At 45.1% G+C, this 17,440-nt stretch carries 12 protein-coding genes; 4 read left to right on the forward strand and 8 right to left on the reverse strand.

Features of this window, described 5'->3' with window-relative positions:
• The first annotated feature begins 12 nt into the window (after window positions 1-12).
• Window positions 13-1,131 carry an efflux RND transporter periplasmic adaptor subunit gene (locus tag L4D05_RS17940; RefSeq protein ID WP_428753442.1) on the forward strand — a complete coding sequence of 373 codons (1,119 nt, stop codon included), beginning with the start codon at window positions 13-15 and terminating at the stop codon, window positions 1,129-1,131.
• Window positions 1,128-4,175: an efflux RND transporter permease subunit gene (locus L4D05_RS17945; RefSeq protein ID WP_428794817.1), complete on the forward strand. Its 3,048-nt coding sequence runs from the start codon at window positions 1,128-1,130 to the stop codon at window positions 4,173-4,175. Before L4D05_RS17940 ends, L4D05_RS17945 begins: the two co-directional genes overlap by 4 nt.
• A 91-nt stretch (window positions 4,176-4,266) precedes the next feature.
• Here the strand turns inward: L4D05_RS17945 and gnd are convergent, their stop codons facing one another.
• A complete protein-coding gene (gnd, locus tag L4D05_RS17950) occupies window positions 4,267-5,715 on the reverse strand; it encodes a decarboxylating NADP(+)-dependent phosphogluconate dehydrogenase (protein ID WP_265676690.1) in 1,449 nt (482 codons plus the stop codon).
• A 101-nt stretch (window positions 5,716-5,816) separates the two neighbouring features.
• The gene (gene zwf, locus L4D05_RS17955; RefSeq protein WP_428753446.1) at window positions 5,817-7,319 is read right to left on the reverse strand and encodes a glucose-6-phosphate dehydrogenase; all 1,503 of its coding nucleotides are present in this window, start codon (window positions 7,317-7,319) and stop codon (window positions 5,817-5,819) included.
• A gap of 328 nt (window positions 7,320-7,647) precedes the next feature.
• Between zwf and L4D05_RS17960 the strand changes: the two genes are divergently transcribed.
• Window positions 7,648-9,018: an L-serine ammonia-lyase gene (locus tag L4D05_RS17960; RefSeq protein WP_428794818.1), complete on the forward strand. Its 1,371-nt coding sequence runs from the start codon at window positions 7,648-7,650 to the stop codon at window positions 9,016-9,018.
• Window positions 9,019-9,155: 137 nt separating this feature from the next.
• Here the strand turns inward: L4D05_RS17960 and L4D05_RS17965 are convergent, their stop codons facing one another.
• The 4 genes from L4D05_RS17965 to L4D05_RS17980 form a co-directional block, all read right to left on the reverse strand.
• Window positions 9,156-10,175, reverse strand: a complete 1,020-nt coding sequence (locus L4D05_RS17965; protein ID WP_428753449.1) for a YcjF family protein — start codon at window positions 10,173-10,175, stop codon at window positions 9,156-9,158.
• Entirely contained in the window at window positions 10,172-11,545 is a 1,374-nt protein-coding gene (locus L4D05_RS17970) for a YcjX family GTP-binding protein (RefSeq protein ID WP_428794819.1), read from the reverse strand. The genes L4D05_RS17965 and L4D05_RS17970 overlap by 4 nt, the downstream gene beginning before the upstream one ends.
• 153 nt (window positions 11,546-11,698) lie before the next feature.
• Entirely contained in the window at window positions 11,699-11,884 is a 186-nt protein-coding gene (locus tag L4D05_RS17975; protein ID WP_428753451.1) for a hypothetical protein, read from the reverse strand.
• 94 nt (window positions 11,885-11,978) lie between these two features.
• The gene (locus tag L4D05_RS17980) at window positions 11,979-13,499 is read right to left on the reverse strand and encodes a fumarate hydratase (RefSeq protein WP_428753452.1); all 1,521 of its coding nucleotides are present in this window, start codon (window positions 13,497-13,499) and stop codon (window positions 11,979-11,981) included.
• Between the two features lie 188 nt (window positions 13,500-13,687).
• On the opposite strand from L4D05_RS17980, the gene pabB reads away from it, so the two are divergent.
• On the forward strand, window positions 13,688-15,082 hold the full coding sequence (gene pabB / locus L4D05_RS17985; RefSeq protein WP_428794820.1) for an aminodeoxychorismate synthase component I: 1,395 nt from the start codon (window positions 13,688-13,690) through the stop codon (window positions 15,080-15,082).
• A gap of 68 nt (window positions 15,083-15,150) precedes the next feature.
• Here the strand turns inward: pabB and L4D05_RS17990 are convergent, their stop codons facing one another.
• Both L4D05_RS17990 and L4D05_RS17995 read right to left on the reverse strand, forming a co-directional pair.
• Window positions 15,151-16,845, reverse strand: a complete 1,695-nt coding sequence (locus L4D05_RS17990) for an ATP-binding protein (RefSeq protein ID WP_428794821.1) — start codon at window positions 16,843-16,845, stop codon at window positions 15,151-15,153.
• Window positions 16,846-16,857: 12 nt separating this feature from the next.
• The gene (locus L4D05_RS17995; protein ID WP_428794822.1) at window positions 16,858-17,397 is read right to left on the reverse strand and encodes a heme NO-binding domain-containing protein; all 540 of its coding nucleotides are present in this window, start codon (window positions 17,395-17,397) and stop codon (window positions 16,858-16,860) included.
• Window positions 17,398-17,440 lie beyond the last annotated feature (43 nt).

A 17,440-nucleotide genomic window follows, 5' to 3' on the forward strand; every position in this document is an offset into this window, starting at 1 on the left:
TTGGAGAACAGCGTGGAAAACACACATACTTTTGCGACAACAAATACCCTTAAAACACAGGCATTGGTTATTGGCCTCTCTCTCTCTGGCTTATTGTTAACTGGCTGCCAGCCTGAATCTAAGCCTCACGCTTTAGAGCCTGCCATTCGTCCCGCATTAATTGAAACTGTAACTCGCCAAAGTAATGAGCATTTAAGTTTCAATGGCGTGGTGAGAGCGGCTGAACGCGCCGACCTTTCGTTTCGCGTTGGTGGCCGTCTTACCGAAATACTGGCTCAAGAGGGGGATCGCGTAGTTAAAGGGCAACTTCTCGCGAAACTTGATTCAAGAGATGCCGAAATCGCGTTAGCATCCGCTCAATTAGAGCTAAACAATGTCGAAGCAGAATATCGCCGAGCTCGTACCATTTATGACAAAAGCCAAGCAATATCAAAAAGCAGTTTAGATGAACTAACAACTCGCTTTAATCTCGCAACCAACCGTCGAGATGAAGCGAAACGTCAACTTGACTATACCCGTGTCGAAGCACCCTTTAGCGGTGTTATTGGCCAGAAACTTGTCGACAACCATATACAGGTGCAAGCCAATGCGGCCATTTTTACGCTGCATGATCTGCAAGATATGGAGGTGGTGATCCACATACCCGACAGCGTCATGCTATCTGGCTTACGGAGTACAACCGCTATCGGCGAAGTGACCGCGATACCAAATAAGCCGTTTAATTTACATTTACGCACCCACGCGACCCAAGCTGACGCAATCAGTCAAACATACGCTGTTGTACTGGGTTTTGACTCGTTAGAGGGCTACCGCGTGCTGCCTGGTATGACGGTAAAAGTTAGGCCAACCGATGAGAACAACGCACTGGTTGATCAGCTCATTACATTACCCATCACGGCGCTCGTTCCTGACAATCAAGGCAAGCAGTTCGTCTGGTTGGTAACCGAAGAAAACCAAGTTATTCGACGCTACGTTGGGGTTGGGGCATTGAGCCAAAAACGTGTCGAAATCAGTGATGGACTAACACAGGGTGACAATGTTGTGATCGCCGGTGTATCAAGTCTAAAGGACGGGATGAACATTCGTCCGGTTAAGTCCGTGGGAAATAATGCTAGTAAGGCGCAACAATGAATATCGTTCGTTATACCATAGCCAAACGCACCAGCGTTTGGGTTCTTATCGCCCTTATTTTGATTGGTGGCTATATCAGCTACTTAAAGCTAGGGCGTTTTGAAGATCCAGAATTTGTTATTCGCCAAGCCGTCATTCACACCTCCTATTCAGGTGCAACTGCGCAAGAGGTGTCTGACGAAGTGACCGATGTCATCGAAGGTGCCGTGCAAAGCCTTCAAGAGTTAAAAGAGGTGAAGTCCGTCTCCAAACAAGGAATGTCGGAAGTCACTGTTGAAATTAAACTGGAATTTGCCAACAGTACTGCTGAACTGCAGCAAGTGTGGGATAAGCTAAGACGCAAGATCAATGATGTACAACGACAGCTTCCTCCTGGTGCAGGGCCTTCCATCGTTAATGACGATTTTTCAGATGTATACGCCCTATTCTTTGCCGTCACTGGTGAAGGGTTTAGCGACAAACAATTACAAGATTATGTGGATCAACTCCGTCGTGAAATCGTCCTCGTTCCGGGGGTGGCAAAAACCGCTACGCTGGCAGAGCAACAAGAGACTATTTTTGTTGAAGTCTCGAGCGAGCGCTTAGCGAGATTTGGCTTATCCGCAGAACAAGTGTTCCAAGTCCTGCAAAAACAAAACTTAGTCACCGTTGCTGGTGCGATTGAAACGAAAGCCATGCGTATCCCTGTGATACCCAGCTCTAACATTCGTACATTTGACGATTTACGTAACTTACAAGTTGGTGTTGGGCAAAGTAACACGGTCATGCGTCTGGGTGATATCGCAACCGTAACGCGGGGATATCAAGAGCCAGCAAGCATGTTGATGCGCTACAACGGCCAACGTGCTATCGGCTTTGGTATCTCAAATGTCAATGGGGGCAACGTTGTTGAAATGGGCGACGCCGTTAAAGCACGGCTCCTAGAGTTACAGCCACAGCGCCCTATTGGCATGGAGCTGCATACTATTTCGATGCAGTCTGATTCTGTTAAAGCATCGGTTGCCAATTTTATCGACAACCTCATAGCAGCCGTGTTGATTGTGTTCATCGTATTGCTGGTCTTTATGGGGGTTCGATCAGGGATCATTATTGGATTTGTTCTGCTGTTAACGGTCGCTGGTACCCTTTGCATCATGCTTATTGATGATATTGCAATGCAGAGGATCTCTCTTGGCGCGCTTATTATTGCCTTAGGCATGTTGGTCGATAACGCCATTGTGGTTACCGATGGCATTTTAGTGCGTTTACAGCAAGATCCTGTTCAAGACAAAGAAACCATCGTGTCAGACGTTGTTAAAGCCGCGCAATGGCCGCTATTAGGCGGAACTGTGGTAGGCATTTGTGCATTTAGTGCTATTGGTCTATCACCTTCAGATATGGGCGAGTATGCAGGTTCGCTGTTTTGGGTCATCCTCTACTCCATGTTTTTAAGTTGGATCTTTGCGGTTACGGTGACTCCGTTACTGTGTTTTGACTTTCTAAAGGTGAAAGCGAAAAAACAAGAGGAAAAGGTCAGTCGTACAATGGCAATGTACAAGCGCTTATTGGCGTGGGTATTACATCATCGATTGCTGAGTCTTACGATGCTACTGCTACTGATGGTCAGTGCAGTATTTAGCTTACGCTTTGTTCCGCCGGGCTTTATGCCGGACTCACAGCGCGCGCAATTTGTGGTGGATGTTTATTTACCGCAAGGCTCCGATATCCGTCGCACAGAACAGGTGATTGCTGAAATAGAACAGGATATTCGAGCTCAAGATGGGGTAACCAACATCACGAGCTTTATTGGCGGTGGCGGTTTGCGTTTTATGCTGACCTACTCCCCTGAAGCCCGTAACAGCAGCTACGGTCAATTGCTGATTGATATTGACGACTATAAAAAAATCGCTCCGCTACTGGTGCAACTACAAAGCGAACTGTCGCTCAAGTATTCTGATGCCTCCATTAAAGTCTGGAAGTTCATGCTAGGCCGAGGGGGAGGCAAAAAAATAGAAGCTGGTTTTAGAGGCCCAAATAGCGAAGTGTTACGCTCGTTAGCTGAACAAGCCAAAGCAGCCATGTTAGCGAATAACAATCTGATTGCTGTCCAAGATGATTGGCGACAACAGGTGCCAGTGCTTCGCCCGGTTTATTCAGCAGAAAAAGCGCAGCGCTTTGGGCTAACCACACAAGAAATTAATCAAGCCATCGCGCAAACGCTGGCAGGTCGGCATGTGGGTATTTTTAGAGAGGGCAATGACTTGATCCCAATTGTGGTTCGGGCGCCTGAAGCTGAGCGAAACCACCACCGAGCGGTAGAAAACACCGAAGTTTACGCCGCTAATGTGGATGGTTTTATCACAGTAAGTCAGCTGGTAGACTCGGTTGATGTTGTTTGGCAAGATGCAATTTTAAGACGTATTGATCGTGTTCCAACCATCTTGGTGCAAGCTGATCCTGCGCCGGGGGTAATGACATCCGATGCCTTTAATAGCATACAAAAAAATATTGAAGATATAGAGCTCCCACCCGGATATGAACTGATTTGGTATGGGGAATATAAGGCGTCCAAGGACGCTAATGAAGGGCTTGCTATTTCAGCCCCCTATGGCTTTGCAGCCATGATTCTGTCGGTTATTTTTATGTTCAATGCGATTCGTCAACCGCTTGTCATCTGGCTCACCGCGCCGCTGGCTGTGGTAGGGGTAACCGTTGGATTGATTCTATTCCAAACCCCGTTTGAGTTTATGGCGATCCTTGGGTTTCTAAGCTTAATCGGTATGATGGTGAAAAATGCTATCGTGTTAGTGGACCAAGCTGATGTGGAAATAGGACAAGGCAAGCAGACCTATCAGGCAATTATCGACGCTGCGACAAGCCGCGCCCGACCTGTAATGCTTGGTGCGCTGACCACTATACTCGGTGTCGCACCGCTACTGGTAGATCCGTTTTTCAAAAGTATGGCGGTCACCATTATGTTTGGTTTGTTATTTGCCACCATCTTAACGTTAGTGGTTATCCCACTATTTTATGCGCTATTTTTTGGCATTCGTTCAGAGCCGTAACCGGTAGTACCACACAAATAAGTAGTACCACACAAAAAAATGGAGCCATAAGGCTCCATTTTTTAATTAGCATTCATTGATTATTAATCAATTAAACGTCGTAGGTAGTTGACGCTGTATCGCCACCAGTACCGGTCCAGTTTGTGTGGAAGAATTCACCACGTGGACGATCAGTACGCTCGTAAGTGTGAGCACCGAAGTAGTCACGTTGAGCTTGTAGCAGGTTAGCTGGCAAGCGAGCTGTTGTGTAACCGTCTAGGAACGAAAGTGCAGAGATAGTACATGGCATTGGGATACCAGACTCTAGTGACTTCGCAGAAACCTTACGCCACGCTGCTAGGCTGCTTTGTAGGATGTTCTTGAAGTACTCATCAGAACCTAGGAATGCGATGTCTGGGTTCGCTTCGTACGCGTCACGGATGTTACCTAGGAATGCGCTGCGAATGATACAACCACCACGCCACATAAGCGCTACGTTACCGTAGTTTAGGTCCCAACCATTTTCGTTTGACGCTTCACGCATTAGCATGAAACCTTGAGCGTAAGAGATGATTTTAGAAGCAAGTAGTGCTTGGCGAAGTGCATCAACCCACTCTTGCTTATCACCTTCAACTGGAGTGATTGTCTTCTCGAACAATGCTTCAGCTTCAACACGTTGGTCTTTCAGCGCAGATAGGCAACGAGAGAATACAGACTCAGAGATAAGCGTTAAAGGAATACCTAGGTCTAGTGCGTTAATGCCTGTCCACTTACCAGTACCTTTTTGGCCTGCCGTGTCTAGGATCTTCTCAACTAAAGCTTCACCGTCTTCATCTTTGTAGCCAAGGATGTCAGCCGTGATTTCTACTAGGTAGCTGTCTAGCTCAGTCTTATTCCAGTCCGCGAATACAGCTTGCATCTCGTCAGCAGACATACCTAGGCCATCTTTCATGAACTGGTATGCTTCCGTGATAAGCTGCATGTCACCATATTCGATGCCATTGTGAACCATTTTCACGAAGTGACCTGCACCGTCGTTACCAACCCAGTCACAACAAGGCTCGCCAGCATCTGTTTTTGCAGAGATGCCTTGGAAGATTGGCTTAACGGCTTCCCAAGCTTCAGCCGCACCACCTGGCATGATTGAAGGACCAAAACGTGCACCTTCTTCACCACCAGATACACCAGTACCGATAAAGTGAATGCCTTTCTCACGACAATGCGCGACGCGGCGGTTGGTATCTGGGTAGTTAGTGTTACCACCGTCAATGATGATGTCGCCTTTGTCTAGAAGCGGGATTAGGTTTTCGATGAACGTATCTACAACGTCACCAGCACGGACCATAAGCATCACTTTACGTGGGGCTTCTAGCTTCTCAACTAGCTCTTCTAGAGAGTAAGCACCAACAATGTTCGTCCCTTTCGCAGGACCTTGCAAAAATTCATCAACTTTGGCAGCAGTACGGTTATGCGCCACAACTTTAAAGCCGTGATCGTTCATGTTTAGGATAAGGTTCTGACCCATTACGGCCAAACCAATAACACCAATATCACCTTTCATCGTTCTCTCCATCAATTCGGCAACTTAACTTGCTGCGATTAAGTTTTATTTAACTTCATACAACCAAAGCAAACGGCTCTGATCGTTAATTTTATTTAAGTTTACAGCTCACAATAGTCTGTGTCTGTCAGGTTTTTACATGGGAAGCGCCAAGCTCGACCGTCGTCATGCAATAATTTGTCGCACTCTTTTGGTCCCCAAGTACCACATGCATAGCCATACAACGCTTGCGGTCCCTGCTTATAATCTAAGATTGGCTGAACAAACTCCCAGCATGCTTCTACGGCATCGCTGCGGGCAAATAGCGTCGCATCACCATTAAGCGCATCAAGCAACAATCGTTCATACGCCGTCAGCATCTGAGTTTCTTGCAATGAAGCGTAATGGAAATTCATTTTCACTTCTTTGGCATTAAACCCTGCACCAGGCTCTTTCAAACCAAAGCTCATCTGAATACCTTCATCCGGCTGAATACGAATGATGAGCTTATTCTCCGGCGCATTTTTTCCAAAAACAGGGTGTGGCGTCTGTTTAAAGTGAATCACCACCTCTGTCACACGTGTAGGCAAACGCTTACCAGAACGAACGTAGAATGGCACACCATTCCAACGCCAGTTGTCGATAAACATTTTAAGGCCCACATACGTTTCCGTTCTTGAGTCGTCGGCCACGCCATGTTCGTCTCGGTAACTAGGCAGGAACTGTCCGCGAACATTAGACTCGGTATACTGACCTAATACGAGGTTGTCACGTAGATCATCATCCGATAATGGACGAAGACACTGAAGTACCTTAACTACCTCATTTCGGATAGCATCCGCGTTAATTTGTGCTGGTGACTCCATGCCCACCATTGCCAAGACCTGCAACAAGTGGTTTTGGAACATATCACGAACCGCGCCAGAGCCGTCGTAATAACCGCCACGCTCTTCTACACCAAGGAATTCTGCGCCAGTGATCTCAACATAGTCCACATACTGATGGTTCCACAGCGGCTCAAACATCGCATTTGAAAAACGCAATACCAACAAGTTCTGAACCGTTTCTTTACCTAAATAGTGGTCAATACGGTAAATTTGATGCTCTTGAAAATGCTCATGAATCTCTTTATCCAATTGACGAGCAGAAGCAAGATCGTAACCAAAAGGTTTTTCAATAATAAGACGCTTCCAGCCATCTGCTTCACTGTTAAGACCGTGAGCTGCGAGACTTGCAGGAATAATGCTGTAAAGGCTTGGCGGAGTCGCCAAATAGAAAAGCGTATTACGTTGTTCAAAACCATATTGATTGGCTACGTCATCAAGACGAGTTGCCAGCTTTGCGTAATCTTGAGTATCAGACGTATCTATCGCTTGGTAATGAAGGTGGTCACAGAACGCGTCTAGTGTTTCGGGTTCCGTTTTCTCCATTTCTTGTAGCGATTTTTTAAGCTTTTCTCGATAAGACTCATCACTGTATTTTGTGCGGCTTACACCAAGAATAGCGAACGATTTTGGCAGCTGTTTGCTGGCAAACAAATGGTAAAGTGCAGGGATCAGCTTACGATAAGTCAGATCACCCGAAGCACCAAAAATAACGATGCTGCTGTTTTCAGGGATTACCATCTTTTTTCCTTAGACAATGGGGGCAGTTGTTTAGCGGACGCAATGTTAACAGCGTGCTAGACAAAAAGAAAATAACTTTTACCTATCCAAATAATAGGCAAATTCACTCAATTTATGACATCCGACCACCATAACGCAAACGTTTTACTGACCATATAAAACTAGGCTCATTAAAAACAGCATATTCCATACGACTTCATTCGCCATGACAGTGGAAAATCAAACCATTGCCAAAATTTACAAACAAATAATAATAAAATCGAAAATTTAACAATATAATAGAAAGGTCAATCGACGAATAGCTATAAGAAACAGTGAGACAGTCAATATGCTTTCAATTTTCGAAATCTACAAAATCGGTGTCGGCCCCTCAAGCTCTCATACTAATGGGCCGATGATCGCCGGGTACGAATTCACTCAACTCCTCGCAACTGACCTCGACAGTGTGAGTCGAATTCAAGTTGATTTGTATGGGTCACTTTCACTCACTGGTATTGGCCACCACACTGACCGTGCAACTATCCTCGGATTATTGGGTAACAAACCAGACACCATTAAAATCACCAGTGCTAATGAGGCCATGCGCGCCGCGATTAAAGAAGGCACATTATCCCTTTCCGGTCAGCATGATATTGGCTTCAACTTCAAAAAAGACATTCTTTTTCATGAAGAGAACCTTCCGTTACATGAAAATGGTATGACGATATCCGCCTTTAATGAGCACGGTGATCGCCTCGCTTTTGAGACCTACTATTCTATTGGTGGCGGTTTCATCGCAACAGAAGATGAACTTAAGCATGGTAAAAAGACCAAAACCATTGAGGTAGAATTTCCATTCTCTAGTGCAGACGAAATGCTGGAACAAGCCGAAAAAAATGGTTTAAGTCTTGGCGGAATGATACTCCGCAACGAAGTATCGTTCACGGATATGGAGGCTATTAACGCCAAAACGGAACAAATTTGGCGTGTTATGACTCGCTGTATGGAGCGAGGCTTTGAAACCGAAGGCATCTTGGATGGTGGATTAAACGTTACTCGTCGTGCGCCTAATTTACTGAAAAAGCTCGAAGCCAATGCCGCAGTTGAAAATGACCCGATGGAAATACTTGATTGGGTTAACCTATTCGCTTTCGCCGTTAGCGAAGAAAACGCCGCCGGCGGGCAAGTTGTCACATCACCAACCAATGGTGCGGCTGGTGTCATTCCTTCGGTCTTGATGTACTACCATCGTTTCATCAAGGAGCTTGATACGAAACAGCTTAAAGACTTCCTTGCGGTATCTGGCGCCATCGGTATTCTTTATAAGACAAACGCTTCTATTTCTGGCGCAGAAGTAGGATGCCAAGGCGAAGTTGGCGTATCCTCATCAATGGCGGCAGCAGGATTGACCGCACTTCGAGGCGGCAGCAACGAACAAATTTGTATAGCGGCAGAAATTGCGATGGAGCATTCTCTAGGTATGACTTGTGACCCTATTGGGGGGTTGGTTCAAGTACCGTGTATTGAACGAAATGCTATGGGCGCAATGAAAGCCATTAATGCTTCTCGCATGGCGTTAAAGCGCACCAGTAAATGCCTCATCTCTTTGGATAAAGTTATCGAGACTATGTACCAAACGGGCAAAGACATGCATAAGAAATACCGTGAGACATCGCAAGGAGGGCTGGCTCTCATTCATCTTGCACCGCCTTGCGAGTAATGTTGTCCAGAACGCCTAAACAATGAAAAAGCCAGCTAGATTAAAGCCTAGCTGGCTTTTTTAAATGACACTTAAGACTGTAAACGACCTGGTTTCGGTAGACGTTTAGCCACATCGGCCACGAGAACAGAAAATGGTTAACTTAGCTTGTTTTTTAGACTCGCCATCACTGACTTGCGAATTGATCCAAGCTTGGGCTTCTCTTCCACCGGAAACGGTATCGGGCGCATTAAACTGATGGTTTTAAGCCCTAATCGAGCAGTAATCAAACCAACACCCAGCCCCTGTCCCGCCCTTGCCGATAACTTTTCCGCTAAATTTAGTGACAAAATATCAGCGCTCGATTCAATGGCTAGCTCCGTTGCCCCCGCTAGCGCAATGTTTACTAACACTAACTTGAAGAGTTTTAAACGAGACCAGTATCCAAGTTCAACACCATACACTTCTGACAGTTTGTCGATCATCTTGAAATTTCGCCATGCTATTAACAGCATATCAGCGATTGCCAACGGGCTTAAAGCCACAAGCAGCGCGGCTTCTCCGGACAACTTCGACACCGTCGTGAGTGCTTGTTTATCTTGCTCTTTAAGCACCATAGATTGATACATATTCAGTACTTCAGCATCGCTATGGGCGCTATGAACACTGTTTTTCCAGCGATCATACGAGGGATGCTCGGCTTGTATTCCCGCTTCCTCTGCTAATTGTTGACAGAACTTTTCTCCCTGCCCAACTCCATCACTATCAATTAACTTTTCCGCTTGTTCTTGAACCGAGAAATGATCTTTCAGCTTCCTCAGTTTGTAGAGTTCTTTCCCTAAAGCACCAATACCTAGAGTAGCAATAGCCGTGATTAAACCAGACCACCCCAATGACAGCCAATCACCTGTGTTCGCAGCAGTTATTACATTGTCAACCGCTTGCCAACCCACTAGCCCAGCAAAAGCCACGAGCAAGGTTGTGGCGACCCAGCCTTTTTTACTACTGCCTTTAATAACTCGCTCTAACTCTTTATCTTCGCTCTCACAAGACTCACTTGACACTATCGGTACAAATGTCTCTTGAGGTTCAAACAGTGTTTGACTGGTAACGTCAGAATCAACATCAACTTTCTTGTCATCTTCTGTAAATACTTGTCGCCCTTTTAGGTCATTCATCGAAGTTTATCTCCAATTAAATACTGCAGTGCTTTATCAATACGAATGTGTCCACATGGCTCATCCTCAGAAGTTTCCAGCGGCCTAAATGACGTAAACTCAAATTGCTTCGTTTGCCAGTAGTCTGGCTTTGGCAACTTAGCTGGTACGTCCCCTGGATAAAGCGTCATCGGCTCGCCATCGAGATTCGTTCCTCTCAACGCTGGTACACTCTCACCACTCTTTCCTACGAATCCCGCTTGAGTCGCCCGAATCGATGCGACACTCATACAGTTCATATCAATATTTTCGAACGCGGTTTCTTGCCACGCAGGGTGAACCATTTGTTGCAGTAGGCTCACTAAATTATTGTGTTGTTCGGGTGTAACGTGATCCGCCTTAGTCGCGGCAAATAGAATCTTGTCAATTCGAGACGAAAACATGCGACGCAGTAAGTTAGTTTGCCCATAACGGAAACTTTTCATAATTTGCTGTAATGCCTCTTTCATATCATGAAAGGCTTCATCTCCGGCCATTAAGGGCTGTAAACAATCCACCAGCACAATCTGACGATCAAAGGTTGCGAAGTGATTTCTATAGAACTGCTTCACGACCTTATTTTGGTACTCTTCGTATCGGCGTTTAAGCATGTCATAGCTACTATTTTTCACCACTTTTCCATCTGGATGTTTACATGGGAAAAACTGCAGTACTGGCGCGCCTTGCAGCTCACCTGGTAAAACAAACCGCCCAGGTTGTACCCAATGAAGGCCGCGACTTTTACAATCAAATAGATAGTCAGTAAACACGTGTGCGACTTCAGCAATGTTTTTTTCATTGGCTGGTGCGTTCAAATCAAAGTCTTCTAACGTGGCTAACCATGCTTGTGCACATTCCAAGCGAACGCCTTTCAAGTGTTCAAATTGCAAATCACTCCATTGCTCAAATGTCATATCCAATAAAGGTAAATCGAGCAACCACTCTCCCGGATAATCAATCACATCTATGTGCAGAGTTGAAGTTTTACTCAATAACCGTTTCGCGCCTTTTGCTGGCTTGTATTTTAACGCTAAACGTATTTCGCTTACGTCTCTTGTCGGCTTTGGCCAATCTGGTGGCGTACCATGCAGTTGATCCATCGCTTCATCGTAAGCAAAACGTGGAACCATCAAATTTGATTGCGGCATTCGCTTAGCCCCAATCAAGCGTTTATCGCGTGCGCACTCTAATAAAGGCAAGTTGTCATGAGTCGACGTGTGAAGTAATTGATTAACTAACGAAGTAATGAACGCGGTTTTCCCCGCGCGAGACAAACCGGTGACCGCTATTCTCACATGAGAGTCCATGCTGCGATGTAAAAGATCTGATACTTCCTGACCAATTCGGTTCATTCAACGAACTCCAAATAATTAACGAGATTGCAGTATGCACTATACGAAATTGCAGTATGCACTATACGAGATTAATGAAACATGAACAAAAAACCCCTGAAACTATTCAGGGGCTTTAGTAATAATCAGGAGTACAATAAACGCATGACGGGGCTAATCGTCTTCGATGAGCTTGTAAATAACGAACAGGGCAATTTCAAGCAGTGCGGTGAGTACGCATACCATGGTCACGTATTTTTCATTAAAAATACTTACCCCATGAAGAATCAGATCGTAGCCGACAAAAAAACCGACGATGAGCAGTACTGCAATTTGTAATATTTGTATAAATCGAGGCATTCGCGCACTCTCCTTCATTGTTTTTTTCAGTATACTGCTGAATTATAGATAAAAAAGAGAGTATGTCTGCACATACTCTCTTATTATTTTTCTTCTATGACGCTCTTTCAGCCTCAGCAATTTTGACTTTCCACGTATCTGGTCCGATCTGGTGAGCATTTGCACCCGTCGAATCAACCGCTACCGTAACCGGCATATCCTCAACTTCAAATTCATAAATGGCTTCCATACCGAGATCTTCAAAAGCCACAACACGCGCTTTCTTAATAGCTTTAGCCACCAAATAAGCCGCCCCACCGACCGCCATCAAGTACACGGCTTTGTGCGCTTTAATGGACTGAACCGTTGCAGGCCCTCGCTCCGCTTTACCAATCATACCCATGATGCCAGTTTCATTGAGCATCATATCGGTAAACTTGTCCATTCGCGTCGATGTTGTCGGTCCCGCAGGGCCAACGGCTTCATCACCAACCGCGTCAACAGGGCCAACGTAATAAATAAATTTGCCTTTAAAGTCCACACCAGCAGGTAAGCCTTCACCACTTTCTAACATTCCTTGGATACGCTTATGTGCGGCATCACGACCCGTCAGAATTTTCCCAGAAAGCAGAACAGTCTCCCCAGTCTTCCATTCTTGGACGTCTTCTTGGGTGACTTCATCTAAGTTAACGCGACGCGTATTTGCGCCCGCTTCCCAAGTAATATCAGGCCACTCTTCCAGTTTCGGTGGTGTTAATTCAGCTGGACCACTTCCATCAAGGGTAAAATGGACATGACGCGTTGCTGCACAGTTAGGGATAAGACAAACGGGTTTAGATGCCGCATGCGTTGGCGCGGTTTTGATTTTAACATCAACAACTGTCGTCAATCCGCCCAGACCTTGCGCACCAATGCCAAGCTTATTCACACGGTTAAAAATATCGAGACGAAGTTCTTCTTCAGCGTTCTCTGCACCTTTATCAATAAGGTCTTGAATGTCGATGTGCTCCATCAACGATTCTTTGGCTAGTACCGCGGCTTTCTCTGCAGTACCACCAATACCTATTCCGAGCATACCCGGTGGACACCAACCTGCGCCCATTGTCGGCAGCGTCTTCTCTACCCACTCAGCGACATCATCCGATGGGTTTAGCATTACCATTTTCGTTTTATTCTCGGAACCGCCGCCTTTCGCCGCAATCTGAATTTCAACTTTATCACCCGGCACCATATTTATGTGTACTACTGCGGGTGTGTTGTCTTTAGTATTAATTCGCTTACCCGCAGGATCTGCGAGAACTGAAGCGCGCAACGGGTTATCTGGATTCGTATAAGCTTGTCGCACCCCTTCATCGACCATCTGTTGAACAGTAAGATCCGACTCCCATTGGACATTCATACCAATGTTAACAAAACACGTCACAATACCCGTATCTTGGCAAATTGGTCGATGGCCTTCCGCAGACATTCGAGAGTTAATCAAAATCTGTGCAATCGCATCTTTTGCCGCTTGGCTCTCTTCTTTTTGATACGCTTTGTCCAGCGCTTGAACAAAATCGAGAGGGTGATAGTACGAGATGTACTGCAATGCATCAGCGACGCTACTGATTACGTCTTCTTTACGAATAATCGCCATTGAATACCTCTTTATTCTAATTGCTTCCTATAGGACGGACTTCTAGTGCGCGATTTCCTTGTTGGTAACCAGGCTAAACCCCAATAAATTCAAGGATAATTGTCCGACTTTTTATTGTGAAATTATGATACTCTTGCTTTCCTCTATGCGCCATGTGTGCGACAACGTTTCTGTCACAATTTACACAAATGAATACAAAACAAGTACAACCTATTCAATTCCTTGACGTTCCTTATCAAGAAGATCTTGCGAAGCACTACTTTGCTAAGATTGAATCTCAGCCTTGGTCTATGTTACTCAAATCTTCATCATTGACCCATGAAAACGGCCGGTTTGATATTCTCGTCTGCAATCCAATCGCCACATTAGTGACTCACGGTTTAACCACCACGTTAACACATGGCACAGTGGCACACGCTGGCACCGTAAGACAGGAAACATCTAGTACTCACAGTCAACAAGACCCTTTTGTATTAGTTGACAAGGCAATCCAAGATCATATCGGTCATATTGAATACCAGTCAAAATGGCCATTTCTAAGCGGGGCGCTAGGCTACTTTGCCTATGACCTAGGGCGACGAGTTGAAAACCTTCCCGAGTTATCGCTTCATGATATTCATGCGCCCGATATGGCGGTAGGCATTTATGAGTGGGCTCTGATTGTCGATCATCAAGACAAAGAAGCCGCGATCATTGGCCGTAACGTCAACGACCATTTTCAATGGCTGCAAGCGCAGCAGCCCGCATCAGTGGAGCCGTTTGTGCGAACGTCAGATTGGCAGACCAATATGTGCCAAGTGGATTACTCCACCAAGTTTTCCGCGGTTCAGCAGTACCTTCAAGCCGGAGACTGCTACCAGATTAACCTCGCCCAACGCTGGCAAGCCGACTATCAAGGTAATGAGTGGCACGCTTTTCTACAACTAGACCAGCAAAACAAAGCCCCTTTCAGCGCGTTTATTCGTCTAGAGGACATTGCAGTATTGAGTGTTTCACCAGAACGATTCCTTCTGGTCAATGACAAGCAAATTGAAACCAAACCAATCAAAGGGACGCGTCCACGTAGCCTTAATCCACAACTAGACCAAGCGAATGCCATTGAACTGGCGAGTGCGGAAAAAGATCAAGCAGAAAACTTGATGATCGTGGACTTGCTGCGTAATGACATTGGTCGCGTCGCCCAACCTGGTAGCGTTAAAGTACCCAAGCTGTTTGCCATAGAGAGCTTCCCTGCCGTTCATCACTTGGTGAGCACAATTACTGCTACGCTAGATGACAAATTCAACGCCATTGACCTATTAAGAGCGAGCTTTCCCGGGGGGTCAATTACCGGTGCGCCTAAAATTCGGGCGATGGAAATAATTGAAGAATTGGAGCCTCACCGTCGGCATATATACTGCGGCAGTATTGGCTATATCAGCGCTCATGGCGTCATGGATACGAGTATTACCATTAGAACGTTAGCCGCTTATAACAGTAAACTTCATGCTTGGGCGGGTGGTGGTATTGTCGCCGACAGTCAATGCGAAGCCGAGTATCAAGAAACCTTTGATAAGCTCGCTAAAATTCTGCCTATTTTGTAGCCGACGAAATTAATTTAAACTAGGATGTTCTAGACTAAGTTGTTCTAAACTAGTTTTTCTAAATAAGGTTAAGCCAAGTTTGAGCTCCATTTCGTCAGCGTTTTCACGAGGTCCTTTGCGGTGTAGGGTTTGGACAAAATATCGTCCATACCCACATCAAAACAGGTCTGTCGTTCTTCTCGGGTAGTACCCGCGGTCAATGCAACAATAGGTTTTTGATAGTGTTTTGAACGCAATATTCGCGTTGCTTCAAACCCATCCATAACTGGCATCCGGCAGTCCATAAAGATAAGGTCGTACTGTTGCTCCTTTACGTAGTCAAGCGCTTCAACGCCATTGACTGCAACGTCAGGGGAAATGTCAAATTTACTTAACATCTTAGTGATGATGACCTGATTAAGCTTAATATCATCAACGACCAGTACTTTCATGGTAGATAAATCAACGGGCGCTGCCGCACTGTTTTCCGACCTTTTCGAATGTGTTTCCGTCGCCTCAACCTTTAATGGCAAGCTAACGTTAAAGACCGTTCCAACACCTAACTCACTATGAAGTGAGATACTGCCACCCATTAATTCAACTAACCGTTTACAAATCGCCAAACCTAACCCGGTGCCTTCATAATTTCTTGAACTTGACCGGTCAGCTTGAGTAAATGGCTGAAATAGCTTTTTTTGCGCGGCTTCACTAATACCAATTCCAGTATCAGCAACACGGAATACGTAATTCCCTTTCTCTTCCTCAATGCTCAAACGCACTTGTCCGCGATCAGTAAACTTGACAGCATTTCCTAATAAATTGACCAGTACTTGAGTCATACGTTCTTGATCGGCACAAATGATTTTGTCATCTAAGCATTGTGCGTCGATACTAAACTTCAGTTGTTTCTCGGCCGCTTTATGTTCAAAGATGCTTTGCAACATTGTATTAATACTATGCCAACGAAATTCAGAATCAATGAGCTCTAACATCCCCGCATTAATCTTACTGAAATCGAGGAGATCATTAATAATCGTTCGCAGCATTAACCCAGATTGACTTAAATTTTGATGAAGGTCTCGTTGAGAATCTGTCAGCGCGGTATCGGCTAATAGCTCCACACTACCTAACAACCCATTAAGTGGCGTTCTAAGCTCATGGTTGATCATTGCTAAAAACTCTCGAGTTGCCCGCTCAGATGCTTCTGCTCGCTCTTTTGATTCAACTAAACGAAGGTTAATCAAATTTCGATAAATTGAACTAGAAAGTAGTTCTCCAACCAACGACATTTGGCTATGAACAAAGCCCATATCGACTGAGGATTGCGACACAAGCAGGTTAATTGACCCTATTTTCTTTTGTTCGATCTCAATGGGGATACTTGCGTTAATGTTCGCATCCCCTTCAGGTATGACTTTAGGAGTACCAGAAACATAGGCGCTTAACTTTAGCGACGGTAAAATGCCGGGGGTTAATGTTATAGAGCATTTTATACTCTCAGATATTTCATCAAGTTGCCCTACCACATCAAGCAGTAACACGTCGTCGATATTGGTTCGTAAAAACAACCGACCAAAATACATTAATATTTTTTCAACACGCTGTTGTAGCTCCAAGCGTTTGAAGCTCGCTTCCGAGCGCTGCTCGACTTGCTTAAGCGCTACCTCAAGTTTTTGATTCGCATGAAACAATTCAAGACTTTTTTCTTCCAATAACTTCTCGGCTGCCTGACGGGCGGCCTTCTCGCGTTTTAGTTTTCTTTCGATTGCTGCTTGGCTAGGCATAACATATACGTCTTAAACTAAGGTCAAATGAAACCGAACCACACTGTTGTCGTCTGTTTGTGGCACCATATTGACCTCGATTTTCTCTCCAAAATGATTCGCACAGCCTTCGATTAAGCCCAAACAAACATGCGACATACAACGTGCACTCTCATAATCCATGACCATTTCTGATTCATTTTCGCTAACAAAGTGGAACTTGGGTGGCTGAGCATCGGCATACAGCTTTTTTACTTCAACATGAATATAATTTTCTACATGGCGAATAAATTGAAACGTAGAGTTACTGTTATTGATCCCTGCATTATCCGGTAATGAGCGCAACAGAGCATTAAAGACCGTTTGTCCGAAAACTTGTTGTAGTGTGGCAGGATCGATATTGGTTTTTTTACTGAGATTAACAATCAATTTGACCAAGTCTCGATGGTCATAGCTACCGACTGAGGTATATACCCCCTCATCCCCTGACATTTCAAGAACCTCGTCCAGAACATCTAGGCCAAATTTCTCTTCGACTAACTCCATAAATTCAGTAAAAATAATTCCCTTCATCTACGTTCTCCTTGCCTACAATAGAAATAAGTCGTTTATCTTT

It is taken from the genome of Vibrio nomapromontoriensis, from assembly GCF_050337205.1.
GTDB lineage: Bacteria > Pseudomonadota > Gammaproteobacteria > Enterobacterales > Vibrionaceae > Vibrio > Vibrio nomapromontoriensis.